The sequence below is a fragment of the Arthrobacter ginkgonis genome, from assembly GCF_039540195.1.
Classification (GTDB): Bacteria; Actinomycetota; Actinomycetes; order Actinomycetales; family Micrococcaceae; genus Zafaria; species Zafaria ginkgonis.
In genome coordinates, this window is sequence record NZ_BAABEO010000008.1 from 822,160 (window position 1) to 835,335 (window position 13,176).

Annotated in this window: 12 protein-coding genes and 1 tRNA gene; 8 read left to right on the forward strand and 5 right to left on the reverse strand. The window is 70.9% G+C overall.

Annotated features, from left to right (window positions below):
- The first annotated feature begins 125 nt into the window (after nt 1-125).
- The gene (locus tag ABD912_RS06380) at nt 126-1,457 is read left to right on the forward strand and encodes an MFS transporter (RefSeq protein ID WP_345149323.1); all 1,332 of its coding nucleotides are present in this window, start codon (nt 126-128) and stop codon (nt 1,455-1,457) included.
- 193 nt (nt 1,458-1,650) lie between these two features.
- Here ABD912_RS06380 and ABD912_RS06385 read toward each other — a convergent pair whose 3' ends face one another.
- Both ABD912_RS06385 and dcd read right to left on the reverse strand, forming a co-directional pair.
- A complete protein-coding gene (locus ABD912_RS06385; RefSeq protein ID WP_345149324.1) occupies nt 1,651-2,613 on the reverse strand; it encodes a hypothetical protein in 963 nt (320 codons plus the stop codon).
- A 187-nt stretch (nt 2,614-2,800) separates the two neighbouring features.
- On the reverse strand, nt 2,801-3,382 hold the full coding sequence (gene dcd / locus ABD912_RS06390; protein WP_345149326.1) for a dCTP deaminase: 582 nt from the start codon (nt 3,380-3,382) through the stop codon (nt 2,801-2,803).
- Nucleotides 3,383-3,533: 151 nt separating this feature from the next.
- Here dcd and ABD912_RS06395 point away from each other — a divergent pair, with 151 nt between their 5' ends.
- Nucleotides 3,534-4,424: a M15 family metallopeptidase gene (locus ABD912_RS06395; protein WP_345149328.1), complete on the forward strand. Its 891-nt coding sequence runs from the start codon at nt 3,534-3,536 to the stop codon at nt 4,422-4,424.
- A 92-nt stretch (nt 4,425-4,516) separates the two neighbouring features.
- Here ABD912_RS06395 and ABD912_RS06400 read toward each other — a convergent pair whose 3' ends face one another.
- Nucleotides 4,517-6,223 carry a fumarate hydratase gene (locus ABD912_RS06400; protein WP_345149330.1) on the reverse strand — a complete coding sequence of 569 codons (1,707 nt, stop codon included), beginning with the start codon at nt 6,221-6,223 and terminating at the stop codon, nt 4,517-4,519.
- A 206-nt stretch (nt 6,224-6,429) separates the two neighbouring features.
- Between ABD912_RS06400 and ABD912_RS06405 the strand changes: the two genes are divergently transcribed.
- The 6 genes from ABD912_RS06405 (at nt 6,430) to ABD912_RS06430 (ending at nt 10,211) form a co-directional block, all read left to right on the forward strand.
- The gene (locus ABD912_RS06405) at nt 6,430-6,900 is read left to right on the forward strand and encodes an SseB family protein (protein WP_345149332.1); all 471 of its coding nucleotides are present in this window, start codon (nt 6,430-6,432) and stop codon (nt 6,898-6,900) included.
- A gap of 48 nt (nt 6,901-6,948) precedes the next feature.
- Nucleotides 6,949-7,431, forward strand: a complete 483-nt coding sequence (locus tag ABD912_RS06410; protein WP_345149336.1) for a cation:proton antiporter regulatory subunit — start codon at nt 6,949-6,951, stop codon at nt 7,429-7,431.
- A gap of 13 nt (nt 7,432-7,444) precedes the next feature.
- Nucleotides 7,445-8,629 (forward strand): cation:proton antiporter, encoded by a 1,185-nt coding sequence (locus ABD912_RS06415; RefSeq protein ID WP_345149338.1) that lies wholly within the window; start codon nt 7,445-7,447, stop codon nt 8,627-8,629.
- A gap of 111 nt (nt 8,630-8,740) precedes the next feature.
- A tRNA-Gly gene (locus ABD912_RS06420) sits at nt 8,741-8,811 on the forward strand.
- A 53-nt stretch (nt 8,812-8,864) separates the two neighbouring features.
- On the forward strand, nt 8,865-9,281 hold the full coding sequence (gene panD / locus ABD912_RS06425; protein WP_345149340.1) for an aspartate 1-decarboxylase: 417 nt from the start codon (nt 8,865-8,867) through the stop codon (nt 9,279-9,281).
- A gap of 3 nt (nt 9,282-9,284) precedes the next feature.
- The gene (locus ABD912_RS06430; protein ID WP_345149342.1) at nt 9,285-10,211 is read left to right on the forward strand and encodes an AEC family transporter; all 927 of its coding nucleotides are present in this window, start codon (nt 9,285-9,287) and stop codon (nt 10,209-10,211) included.
- Between the two features lie 90 nt (nt 10,212-10,301).
- Here the strand turns inward: ABD912_RS06430 and ABD912_RS06435 are convergent, their stop codons facing one another.
- Both ABD912_RS06435 and ABD912_RS06440 read right to left on the reverse strand, forming a co-directional pair.
- Nucleotides 10,302-11,666, reverse strand: coding sequence for an NtaA/DmoA family FMN-dependent monooxygenase (locus ABD912_RS06435; RefSeq protein WP_345149343.1), 1,365 nt, complete (start codon nt 11,664-11,666; stop codon nt 10,302-10,304).
- Nucleotides 11,663-12,931: an LLM class flavin-dependent oxidoreductase gene (locus ABD912_RS06440; RefSeq protein ID WP_345149344.1), complete on the reverse strand. Its 1,269-nt coding sequence runs from the start codon at nt 12,929-12,931 to the stop codon at nt 11,663-11,665. Before ABD912_RS06440 ends, ABD912_RS06435 begins: the two co-directional genes overlap by 4 nt.
- Nucleotides 12,932-13,176 lie beyond the last annotated feature (245 nt).

Below are 13,176 nucleotides of genomic sequence, written 5' to 3' on the forward strand. Positions count from 1 at the left end.
AAGGCACGGATGGGCTCGAAGCAGGTGGTCAAGGGCTGGCCTCCAGCTTAACAGGGTGCGGAAACGCCACCCGGCCGAATCGGCCGCATCCGCCCGGATTACGCCCAAAGCGTTACCATGCAGCCATGATCGAGCAGCCGGCCGCCACAGCGGCTCCCTCCGCCCCCCGCCGGCCGAACACCCGGCAGGTCCTGGCCTGGGCCTCCTGGGACTGGGGCTCCGCGGCCATCAACGCGGTGATGACCACCTTCGTGTTCACCGTCTACCTGACCAGCAAATCCTTCGGCGAAACGGACGCCAACTCGGTGGTGCTCGGCAACGCGCTCGCCGTCGCCGGCGTCGCGATCGCCGTGCTCGCCCCGGTGACCGGACAGCGCTCCGACGCCGGGGGCCGGCGGAAATACTGGCTGGGCGTGAACACGGTGCTGGTGGCTTTGGCCACGGCCGCCTGCTTCTTCGTGTTCCCCTCCCCGGACTACCTGCTGCTCGGCGCCGCGCTGATCGCCCTGTCCAGCGTGTTCGCGGAGTTCGCGGCGGTGAACTACAACGCGATGCTCCCGCAGATCTCCACCCCGCGCACCGTGGGCCGGATCTCCGGCTTCGGCTGGGGCATGGGCTATCTCGGCGGCATCGCCGCCCTGGCCCTGGTGCTGGTCCTCTTCGTCCAGCCGGCCTTCGACTGGCCGGGGGCCTCCGCGGACGGCGCCCTGAACCTGCGCCTGGTGGCGGTGTTCTCCGCCGTCTGGTTCCTGGGCTTCGGGCTGCCGGTGCTCTTCGCCGTTCCCGAACTGCCGCGCCCGGCCGGGTCCGCCCGCCGCGGGATCCTGGCCTCCTACCGGGCGCTGGGGCGCACCATTGCGGCGCTGGCCCGCACCGAGCCGCACACCCTCTTCTTCCTCGGGGCCAGCGCGGTGTTCCGCGACGGACTCGCTGCGGTGTTCACCTTCGGCGGCGTCATCGCGGCCGGGACGTTCGGGTTCGCCCTCTCCGAGGTCATTGTCTTTGCGATCGTCGGCAACGTGGTCGCGGCCCTCGGGGCCGTCATCGGCGGCGCGCTCGATGACAGGGTGGGGCCCAAGCGCGTGATCGTCGGGTCCCTGGTGGGGCTGCTGATCACCGCGGCGGGCCTGTTCCTCTCCCCCGGCGCGGCCGGCTTCTGGGTGTTCGGCCTGCTGCTGTGCCTGTTCGTCGGCCCCGCCCAGTCCTCCTCCCGGGCCTTCCTGGCGCGCCTGACGAAGACAGGCCGGGAGGGCGAGCTCTTCGGCCTGTACGCCACCACGGGGCGGGCTGTCAGCTTCCTGGCCCCGACGCTGTTCGCCGCGGCGATCGCCCTGGCCGCGCCCCACGTGGCGGAGGGCGAGGCCCAGCGCTACGGCATCCTGGGCATCGTCGCGGTGCTCCTGGCGGGACTGCTGCTCCTGCTCCCGGTGCGCTCCCCCGCGAAAAGTGACGCGTAAGTGCGGGTGTTTCCCGAATCCTGACGCTTAAGTGCGGGTTCCGTCCCGAATAGTGTCGCGGCCAGGCACGGGTCCGCCCGCGCAGGACGACGGCGCCACCCGCTCCGGAGGCGTGCTCGTCCGCTGAATGAACCACGATGTGCAGGGCACTTCCGCCCAAGCCGGCATCGCGCCGGTTGCCGCGCCGCGAGGGCTACCCCGCCAGACGGACCGGAGCCATCGGGTCCCATCCGCGGCGCCGCAGTTCCTGCCGAACCCTGCGGGCCGCCGGGGCATAGTCCCCGTCCACGACGTCGGCGCGTGTCACCACCACGGATTTCCAGCCCAGCACCAGCGTCCGCGACTCGCGGCGGACGTCGCTAGCCGCCTGCGCGGACGCAAGGTGGTGGCCGCCGTCGTACTGGACCGCCACGCGGTAGTCGGGAAAGGCCAGGTCGGGGAACAGGACCGGACGCCCGAAGCCGTCGCAGACCACCAGCCCCAAGGCGGGTTCGGGCAGGCCCACCTCGGCGAGCGCCAGCCGCAGCTTGGTTTCGGGCGGGGAATCGGCACCCACCCTGACCAGCCCTGCCGCCTCCCGAGCCCGCACCACCCCATGACGGCCCTTGAGACTGGCCACGTAGCGGCGCAGTTCCTCCAAGCCCATCATGGCCTCACGCTCCCCCGGATGGCCCGGACCGTGCGCACACACCAGATGATCGCCCGCTGCCACCGTATCGGCCAGCGACAGCAGGGAGGCCAGGTCCGCGAAGGTTCGCTGCGGCGTCGTCACCCTGATGCCGTCGAAGTCCATGACATCGGCGTCCGGGATGATGACCCTGCGAACCCCGAGGCCCGGGCGGCAGACGCGGGGCGAGCCGAGAGGGGCAGCGAGTTCGATCCGGGGATGGATCTCTTCTGCCCAGGCCGGCAGCGGGATGCCGTGGACCCGGGCCGCGGTGGTGCGATACGCCACCCCGAGCGCGACAATCCGCTGCAGCGGGAGCAGCATCTCCAGCAGGTCCAGCGGTACGCCGCGCGGCACCCGGAGCCCCCGGTAAGGGGCCGCCAGGTCGGCGGCACGCAGGCGCCCTTTCGGCACGCCGACGGCCGCAGCGCCGGCGACCGTGAAGGCACCGCTGGCCAAGGGGTCTGGAAGGGGGCTTCGCTGGCTCATGCGGACATCCTGCCCCTCGGCGGGACGCCGAAAGCGGTTATCCACAGGTTTTTGCGGGCAAGTGGGCCGCCGGCGAGGCGAAGTTCCAGCGAGGGGCACACACTTTTCCGGAAAACACCCGCACCAACGCGTCAGGATTCGGGAAACACCCGCACTTACGCGTCACTTTTCGCCAGGGAAGGGGCGGCTAGCCTTCCAGCCGCGTGCGGTGGAAGTTCAGGAAGCTGCGCGAGGCCGTCGGGCCGCGCTGGCCCTGGTAGCGGCTGCCGTACTCTCCGGAGCCGTAGGGGAACTCGGCCGGGGAGGTGAGCCGGAAGAAGCACAGCTGGCCGATCTTCATGCCCGGCCACAGCTTGATCGGCAGCGTCGCGACGTTGGAGAGCTCCAGGGTGACGTGCCCGGAGAAGCCCGGGTCGATGAACCCCGCGGTGGAGTGCGTGAGCAGGCCCAGCCGGCCCAGCGAGGACTTGCCCTCCAGGCGGGCGGCGATGTCCTCGGGCAGCGTCACGGTCTCGTAGGTGGACCCGAGCACGAACTCCCCCGGGTGCAGGATGAACGGCTCGTCCGCCTGGACCTCAACCAGGCGGGTGAGCTCCGGCTGGTCCTCGGACGGGTCGATATGCGCGTACTTGTGGTTGTCGAAGAGGCGGAAGAAACGGTCGATCCGCACGTCGACGCTGGAGGGTTGGACCATCTCCAGGTCGAGGGGGTCAAGAGCAATGCGCCCGGCTTCGAGTTCGGTCCGGATGTCGCGGTCGGAGATCAGCACCCCACCACAATATCGCCTCGCGGCCGTGCGCCCGGAGCCGGCGTCGCGGCGGTGCAGACTCCGCACCCCCGCGACCGATACGCTTGGGAGCGCGGGACGCGCCACGGCCCGCGCCCCAGACCCGCCCCATGGCACCCGAACGAAGGCCCGGATGTACAGGACACGTGCCGCCCTCGCACTGGCCGCACTGCTCGCCACGGCACTGCTGCCGATCCCCGCGGCCGCGGCGGACCTGAACGACGACGGCGGCGGCACCTCCGCCCAGGACCCCACCGCCCAGGACCCCACCGCGCAGCACCCCGCCTCCCCGGACGCCGCAGCGCAGGATTCCCCAACGCAGGATTCCCCAGTGCAGGCGTCCCCCGCACCGGCCTCCACCACGCTGGCCTCCTCCACCCTGGTCCTGGTCAACGGCGCGCATCCGCTGGAACCGCTGGACTTCGAGCCGGCCCGGCTCGCCGACGCCGGGTCCGGCCACCGGATGGTCCCGGAGGCGGCGGAGGCCATGCACCGCCTGTTGGCCGCGGCCGCCGACGCCGGCCACTTCCTTCGGGTCGAAAGCGCCTACCGCAGCTACGCCCAGCAGGTGGCCCTCTACGACCGCTACACGCGCCAGTACGGGGCCGCCTACGCGGCCCGGATCTCCGCCCGGCCCGGCACCAGCGAGCACCAGACCGGCTGGGCCGCGGACGTGGGCCTGGCCAGCGGCGAGTGCTCGCTGCTGGCCTGCTTCGGAGACACCGAGGCGGGGCGGTGGGTCGCCGCGCACGCCGCGGAGTTCGGATTCATCGTCCGCTACCCCGACGGCCTGGAACAGGTCACCGGGTACCGCTACGAGCCGTGGCACCTGCGCTTCCTCGGCACCGAGGCCGCGCAGGAGATGGCCGCGCTCGGCGACGCGACCCTGGAGGACTACGTTGAGCGGCTGGGGCGCCGCGCCGAGGCCGCCGCCCGGCCGCGGTACGTGGTGCGCCCCGCCCCGGAGCACCCGCCCTGGTACACGGCGACCTTCCCGGGGTGGGCCCTCGGCCTCCCCGGCTGAGTATTCCCGGCACGCAAAAGGAGGACGACGGCGGAACCTGCGTTCCGCCGTCGTCCTCCTTTTGCGTGGGCCGGCTACGGGAGCCGGACCAACTACTTGGCGCGGACCGGGATGCCCGTGAAGGTGGGCTTGAGGGTCTCGGCGAAGAAGTCCTCACCCTTGTCGTCGACGACGATGAACGCCGGGAAGTCCTCGACCTCGATCTTCCAGACGGCCTCCATGCCCAGCTCCTGGTACTCGATGACCTCGACCTTCTTGATGCAGTCCTGGGCCAGGCGGGCGGCAGGGCCGCCGATGGAGCCCAGATAGAAGCCGCCGTGCGCGTGGCAGGCCTCGGTCACCTGGCGGGAGCGGTTGCCCTTGGCCAGCATGACCTTGGAGCCGCCGGCGGCCTGGAACTGGTCCACGTAGGAGTCCATGCGCCCGGCGGTGGTCGGACCGAAGGAGCCCGAGGCCATGCCGTCGGGGGTCTTGGCCGGGCCGGCGTAGTAGACCGGGTGGTCCTTGAGGTACTGCGGCATCTCTTCGCCGGCGTCCAGGCGCTCCTTGATCTTGGCGTGCGCGATGTCGCGGGCTACCACCAGCGGGCCGGTCAGGGACAGGCGGGTCTTCACCGGGTACTTGGTCAGTTCGGCGAGGATATCCGCCATCGGCCGGTTCAGGTCGACCTTCACCACGGTGCCGCCGCCGGTGCCGGAGACGCCGTCGGTCTCCGCGTCGTGGGCGGCGATCGCCGCGTGGGACTCCTCCGGCATGAAGCGGGCCGGGTCGGTCTCCAGCTGCTCCACGAACACGCCCTCCGGGGTGATCTTGGCCAGCATCTGGCGGTCGGCGGAGCAGGAGACGGCGATCGCGACCGGCAGGGACGCGCCGTGGCGCGGCAGGCGGATGACGCGCACGTCGTGGCAGAAGTACTTGCCGCCGAACTGGGCACCGATGCCGAAGTGGCGGGTCAGCTCCAGAACCTTCTCCTCCAGCTCGACGTCGCGGAAGCCGCGCCCGGTCATCGCACCGGTGGTCGGCAGGTTGTCGAGGTACTTGGCGGAGCCGTACTTGGCGGTCTTCAGCGCGAACTCGGCGCTGGTGCCGCCGATGACGATGGAGAGGTGGTACGGCGGGCAGGCCGCGGTGCCCAGCGAGCGCAGCTTCTCGTCGAGGAACTTCAGCATCGAGTTCTCGTTGAGGATCGCCTTGGTCTCCTGGTACAGGAAGGACTTGTTGGCGGAGCCGCCGCCCTTGGCCATGAACAGGAACTTGTACTGGTTCTCGTGGCCCTCCTGGGTGTCCGCGTAGATCTCCACCTGCGCCGGCAGGTTGTTGCCGGTGGACTTCTCCTCCCAGGTGGTCAGCGGGGCCAGCTGGGAGTAGCGCAGGTTCAGCTGGGTGTAGGCGTCGTAGATGCCCTTGGACAGGGCCTTCTCATCCGGGCCCTGGGTGATGACCTGCTGGCCGCGCTTGCCCATGACGATCGCGGTGCCCGTGTCCTGGCACATGGGCAGGATGCCGCCGGCGGCGATGTTCGCGTTCTTGAGCAGGTCCAGCGCGACGAACTTGTCGTTCGGGCTGGCCTCCTCGTCGTCCAGGATGTTGCGCAGCTGCTGCAGGTGGGCGGGGCGCAGGTAGTGGGAGATGTCGTGCAGGGCCGTCTTGGACAGCAGCTCCAGCGCCTCCGGGTCGACCTCAAGGTACGTCCGGCCGCCCGGACCCTCCACGGTGCGCACGCCCTCGGTGGTGACGAGGCGGTAGGGGGTGTCGTCCTTGCCGATGGGCAGCAGGTCTTCGTACGCGAATTCGGTCATGGCGCTTCCTCGCAGTGGCTACAAACTGGGCATCAACCACTGTAAGACGTCGGCGGCGCACACCTGTATTTGGTGTCGCGGGCCACGTCCGGAGATTTCGGCGGCCGTGCGCGCACGACGGCGGCGCTTGGGTTGCGCTGCGCAGTTCGGGTTGCGCTGCCTTGTCTGGGTTGCACTGCGGCGCGCGGGCGTGGTCGGGTGGAGGCATGAGTGACGAAACCACCCCCCAAACCAATGAGTCCGGAACCACCGAATCCGGGACCGACTGGTCCCAGCCGCAGACCCACCTCGAGACGGTGCTGAAGGCCGGCCAGGAGAACAGGGCGGAGGCCGGCGAGGTCATCGCCACCTTCCTGAACTCCGAGGTCTTCTTCCTCAGCCGCGAAAAGGTGGACGAGGCGTCCCCGCACGTGCAGCCCATGCTGCTGCAGAACGCGGACAAGCAGCCCGTCATCGCCCTGTTTACCCATCCGGCGCGCATCCCGGGCGCCTACATCGACGAGGCCCCGTTCGCCGTGCGCGTGCTGGGCGCGGCCGTGGTGGACAATCTCTCCGGGGCCGGCCTGGTCATCAACCCGGGCCACGAGCTCGGCTTCGAGATCCCCGCCGAGGGCGTGGACCAGATCCGCCGCGAATTCCGCCCGGACGTATCCGCGGAGCACACCACCGACAGCTGATCCCGCCCCGCCCCCGCGGCCGGCCCGGCGGAGTCCTATGGTTGTCGCATGGACATGGAAGAAACCCCGCTGCCCGGGATCGGAGTGCGCCGCGAAATCACGCTGGCCACCGGCCGCCGGGTCGGCGTCGTGGTCATGCGCGACGGGCAGATCGAACTCATCGTTTCCCAGGAGGACGACCCCGATGCGTGTGCCGCGTCGCTGCCCCTGACCACCTTGGAGGCGGCCGCCCTCGGCGGCATGCTCGGGGCCCCGCAGCTGGTGGCCCAGCTGACCGACCAGCACAGCGAACTGCCCGGCGTGAACACCCAGCAGTTCGTGCTCAGCTCCGACAGCCCGTACGTCGACATGACCCTCGGCGACACCCACCTGCGCACCCGCACCGGCGCGTCGGTGGTGGCGGTCTCCCGCGCGGGCCGGGTCATCCCCTCCCCCGGGCCCGATTTCGAGCTGCTCGCCGGCGACGTCCTGGTGGTCGTGGGCACCACCGCCGGACTGGAAGCGGCCGCCCGCATCGTCAGCGAGGGCTAGGCCGGACAGGCACGTGCACAACACCACTCTGATCCTCATCGAGCTCGGCGCCATCTTCATCGGATTGGGGCTGCTGGGCCGGCTCGCCGCGCGCATCGGCATGTCTCCCGTGCCGCTGTACCTGCTCGGCGGGCTCATCTTCGGTGCCGGCGGCTTCGTCCCGCTGGTCGGCCTGGGGGAATTCGGGCACATCGCCAGCGAAATCGGCGTCGTCCTGCTGCTGCTGATGCTCGGGCTCGAATACACGGCCCGGGAACTGGTCACGGGCCTGAAGGGCTCGTGGCAGGCCGGCGTCGTTGACCTGGTGCTGAACTTCATCCCCGGCGCCGCGCTGGCGCTCGTCCTCGGGTGGGGAGGATCGGGCGCCCTGGTGCTCGGCGGCGTCACCTACATCTCCTCCTCCGGCATCGTGGCCAAGGTCCTGACCGACCTGGGCCGGCTGGGCAACCGCGAAACCCCGGTGGTGCTCTCCATCCTGGTGATCGAGGACCTGGCGATGGCCGTCTACCTGCCCATCCTCACCGCGGGGCTGGCCGGCCTGAGCTTCTGGGGCGGGCTGCGCACCGTGGCGATCGCGCTGCTGACCGTGACGGCCGTGCTGCTCATGGCCCTGCACTTCGGCCCGCAGATCTCCCGGCTGATCCATTCCCCGGACCGCGAAAACTTCCTGCTCAAGCTCATCGGCGCCGCCCTGCTGGTGGCCGGGCTGGCCTCGGCCATGCAGGTGTCCGCGGCCGTGGGCGCGTTCCTGCTGGGCATCGCGATCTCCGGCTCCACCGCCCACTCGGCGACCAAGCTGCTGGAACCGCTGCGGGACCTCTTCGCGGCGCTGTTCTTCGTGGTGTTCGGCCTGAGCACCGACCCGCAGACCATCCCTCCGGTGCTGGGCCTGGCGATCGGGCTGGCGCTGGTGACGTCGGCGACCAAGGTGGCCACCGGGGTCTGGGCCGCCAAGCACGCGGGCATCGGTGTGCCCGGCCGGCTGCGTGCGGGAGCGGCGCTGATCGCCCGCGGCGAGTTTTCGATCGTCATTGCCGGGCTCGCCGTCGCCTCCGGCGCCATCCACGGCGAACTGGCTGCCCTCGCCACGGCCTACGTGATGCTGCTGGCGGTCCTCGGGCCGGTGGCCACGCGCTTCGTCGAACCCCTCAGCCGCCCGTTTCGGAGCCGCCGCAAGACCACCCCCACCCAGAAATAGCCACCGCGACGCGCCGCGGGCGAGCCGATTAGGCATCCCGCCCGGGTCGTGGGCTATGCTGGTGAACGCCCGCGGTGCACTAGGACACACTAGGACGACGGCGGGCCATACGCGGGCGTAGCTCAATGGTAGAGCGCCAGCTTCCCAAGCTGGACACGCGGGTTCGATTCCCGTCGCCCGCTCTCTTCATGCCCCCGGTCGGGAGCACTTCCCCCACATGCGTAAAATGGCCTTCATGAGGCGCACCATGTTCAAGTCCAAGATCCACCGGGCCACGGTCACGCATGCGGACCTGCACTACGTCGGGTCCGTCACCGTCGACCTCGACCTGCTCGAGGCCTCGGACATCCTTCCCGGCGAAAAGGTCAGCATCGTGGACGTCACCAACGGCGCCCGCCTGGAGACCTACACCATCGCCGGCGAGCGCGGATCGGGCGTCATCGGCATCAACGGCGCGGCCGCCCACCTGGTGCACACCGGAGACACGGTCATCCTCATCAGCTACGCGGAGATGGAAACGGCGGAAGCCCGCTCCTACGTCCCGAGCATCGTCCACGTGGACGCCGACAACCGCATCACCGAACTGGGTTCCGACCCCGCCGAAGCGCTCGCCGAAGGCGTCCTGCGCCCGCCGCACGCGCTCCACGCCTAAGGCGTGCTCGGCGTCCTGTCCGGCTTCGCGGTCGTTTGGACCGTGATCGCCGTGGGGTACGTCGTGGGCCGGACCGGGGTCCTCGGACCCCACGCCCGCCACGTGCTCAACCGCCTGACGTTCTTCGTCGCCAGCCCCGCGCTGCTGTTCACCACCATCTCCAACTCAGACCCGGGCGCCGTGCTCGGTCCCATGCTCTGGGTCGCCACGCTCAGCGCCTTCGCCATCGCCGGCCTCTACATGGTGATCGCGCGGTTCTGGCTGCGCCGCGACCGCCCCGAGCAGCTGGTCGGCGCCATGAGCGCGGGGATGGTGAATTCCGCCAACCTGGGCATGCCGATCGCTGTCTACGTCCTGGGCGACATCGCGCAGGCCGCCCCGATCATCCTGTTCCAGCTGGCGATCTTCACCCCCGTTTTCCTGGCCCTGCTGGACGGCACCACCTCCCGCTACCGCACCACCTTCTGGTCCTTCCTGTTCCAGACCGCACGCAACCCGATGATCGTTGGTTCCATGGTGGGCCTGGCGTTCGCGGTCTTCGGCTGGACGCTGCCGCAGCAGGTCTCCGATCCGATCGAACTGATCGGCGGCGCCTCCATCCCGGCCATGCTCCTGGCCTTCGGCATCTCCCTGGTGGGTTCGCGCCCGCTGCAGAAGTCCTCCGGCCGGCGCGCCGACGTGCTCACGGCCTCGGCGTTGAAGCTGCTGGTGCATCCGTTGGCCGCGTGGGCCCTGGGGGCGTTCGTGTTCCGGCTGCAGGGCCCCGACCTGTTCGCCGTGGTGGTGATGGCCGCGCTGCCCACGGCCCAGAACGTCTTCGTCACCGCCTCGCGCTACGAACGCGGCGTCGTGGTGGCCAAGGACACCGTGCTGGTGACCACGGTCGTCGCGATTCCCGCCATGATCCTGGTCGCCGCGATCCTCACCTGAGGCCCGCGCTACCCAAGGCCAGCGCAGGGCAGGCGAACGACGGCGGTGCGATCCCGCCGTCGTCCGCCCCGCAGCTCAGCCCACGGCCGCTCAGCCCACGGCCACCCGGGCTTCCCGCGGGGCGGTCAGCCGGAGCGTGTCGCGCAGGGTCGCCCCGGCGTCGTACGCCGTGCGGTACACGCCGCGCTCCTGCAGTTCGGGAACAACCTTTTCGACGAATCCGTCCAGGCCGTAGGGATTGGTGGTGCCGACGATCACGAATCCGTCGGAGGCCCGTTCCTGGACGTGCCGGTCGATGGTTTCGGCGATCTGGGCGGCCGTGCCCACGAACGATTCGCGGGCGGAAAGCCTGATGACCAGTTCGCGGATGCTCAGCTTCTCCGCGGCGGCGAGGTCCCGCCAGCGCCTGACCTGCTCCGGGCCGGCCGTGGCCGCGTTGGCCCGGCCGGCCACGACTCCCGCTCCCCCGTAGTCCGGATCGATGTCCGGCAGCGGCCCGTCGGGGTCGTAGCCGGTGAGGTCGCGGGCCCACGCCTGCTCCAGGAACGCGATCGCCGTCTGCGGGCCCACCTGCGCCAGGGCCGTCTGCCGGGCCAGGTCCCGCGCCTCTTCGGGGGTGTCGCCGATCGTGAAGGTCGCCGCCGGCAGGATCTTCAGCGAATCCTCCGCCCGGCCCCAGGCGGCAAGCCTTCCCTTGACGTCGCGGTAGAACCTCTTGCCGTCCTCCAGCGACGCGTGCCGGGAGAAGACCACCTCGGCGTGCTCGGAGGCGAAGTCCCGGCCGGCCGGCGAGTCTCCGGCCTGGACGATCACCGGGCTTCCCTGGGGGCTGCGCGGGACGTTGAAGAAGCCGGAGGCGGCGAAGTGCGGCCCGCGGTGCTCCACCGGACGGAGCGCGTCCTCGGCCAGGAAGCGCCCGGCCGCGGCGTCCGCCACGACCGCGCCGGCGTCCCAGCTGTTCCAGAGCTCCTTGGCCAGCGAGACGAACTCGGCGGCCCGCGCATAGCGGTCCTCCCGGTCCAGGAAGTCCCCGCGCCGGAAGTTCGCGCCGTGGAAGGCATCCGGGGAGGTGACCACGTTCCAGCCGGCGCGGCCGTTGGAGAGGTGGTCCAGGGTGGCCAGCTGCCGGGCGAGTTCGTAGGGCTCGTTGAACGTGGAACTGAGCGTCCCCACCAGCCCGATGTGCTCGGTCACCGCCGCCACGGCGGCCAGGACGGCCAGCGTGTTGGGCCGGCCGACGACGTCCAGGTCGTGGATCCGCCCCTTGTGTTCGCGCAGGCGCAGGCCCTCGGCCAGGAAGAGGTAGTCGAACAGGCCCTTCTCGGCGTTGCGCGCGAAGTGCTCGAAGGAAGCGAACTCGATCTGGCTCTCCGCGCGGGGGTCGCTCCAGACGGTGGTGCTGTTGACGCCCGGGAAGTGCGCCGCGAGGTGGACCTGGCGCTTGGGGGTGCTCATGCGGAGATCTCCTCGGTGGCCGGGGTGGTCGATGATGCCGCATAGCGGCTGGCGGGCCGGCCGAAGCCGAGCCGTTCGCGCAGGGTTTCGGCGCCGGTTTCGGGTACGACGCCGGTGCCCGCCTGGGCAAACGGCGACGCGGCAAGCAGCGGCACCAGGTCGCGGGCGATTGCCGCGGTGTCCCGCACGGTGCGCGCCGGGCGGAAGCGGAAGCCCTCGAACCCGAGCGCGGTCCAGGCCCGGACCAGGTCGGCCAGTTCGGCCGCGGTGCCGGCGAAGATCCGGGCATCCGATACCAGCGGCTCCCCCGCCAGGGCGTCGAGCCGTTCCAGTTCGGCCCGGGCCGCCTCCGGCGTGTCCTCGATCAGCACCAGCACGTCGGCGTAGACCGACAGCCCGCGCCCGAACCATCCTGAACCCGGCCGGCCTGCGCCCGCTTCGGCGGCACGGACCGCGGCCAGCGTGGCGGCGGCCTCGGCGTCGTCCCTCGGGACGGTGAAGACGATGTCCGCGGTGTCCGCCGCGAGCGCGTAGCCCCGCGGGCCCGCGGCCGAAACGGCCACAAGGGGCTGTCCCTGCGGCGAACGCGGGGTGATGGAGGAGCCCTTGACGGAGAAGAACTCGCCCTCGAAGTCGGCGTAGTGGACCTTGTCGCGGTCGATGAACCGGCCGGTGGAGGTGTCGCGGATGATGGCGTCGTCCTCCCAGCTGTCCCACAGGCGGCGGGCAACCTCCACCGCCTCGCGGGCCTCGCGGAACAGTTCGCCGACCCGGGAGACCTGGTCGGCGGGCAGGTGGCGGCGGCCGAAGTGCGCTGCCTCGTGGGCGGCGGCGGACACGCGCACCTGCCAGCCGGCTCGGCCGCGGCTGGTGTAGTCCAGCGTCTGGAGGCCGGTGGCGGTGTGGAACGGTTCGGTGTGCGTGGTGGTCACGGTCGGAAAAAGCCCGATCCGGCCGGTCAGCGGGGCCACCGCATTGGCGACCAGCAGCGCGTCCAGCCGCCCGCGAACCCGGTCCGTGCGCCCGTCCGGGCCCTCCGGGCAGGAGGCCTGCAGTCCCAGCGAGTCTTCCAGGGTCACGAAGTCGATCCCGCCGGCCTCGGCGGTGCGGACCGTGGCGGCCCAGTGCCCCGCAGTGAAGACCCCCGCGGCGCCGGAGTCCGGGTCCCGCCAGGCGGCCGGGTGCCAGCCGGCCCCGTCCAGCGCCAGCGCAAGGACGGGGCCCAGCGCCAGGACAGGGGCTCGGGATGCTGTGGGGCTGCTCAAGTCAGTCTCCGTTCCGGGGTGTGCGGTCTGCGCCGGAAGGTGCGGGCGCCGGTGGAACCCACCCTGCCCCGAGGCCAAGGGCCCGGCAATCCGCCCGTCACGGACGGACACGGAGGGCCCCGGTGTGACGCCCACGGGCACCCTCGGGAATCCCTGCATGACTCCGGAAGTCGCCGTGTTGCACCCCGTTAACCGGCCGGGGACGGCACGGCGGAATGGCCGCTACGGTGTCCGCACAGACCATC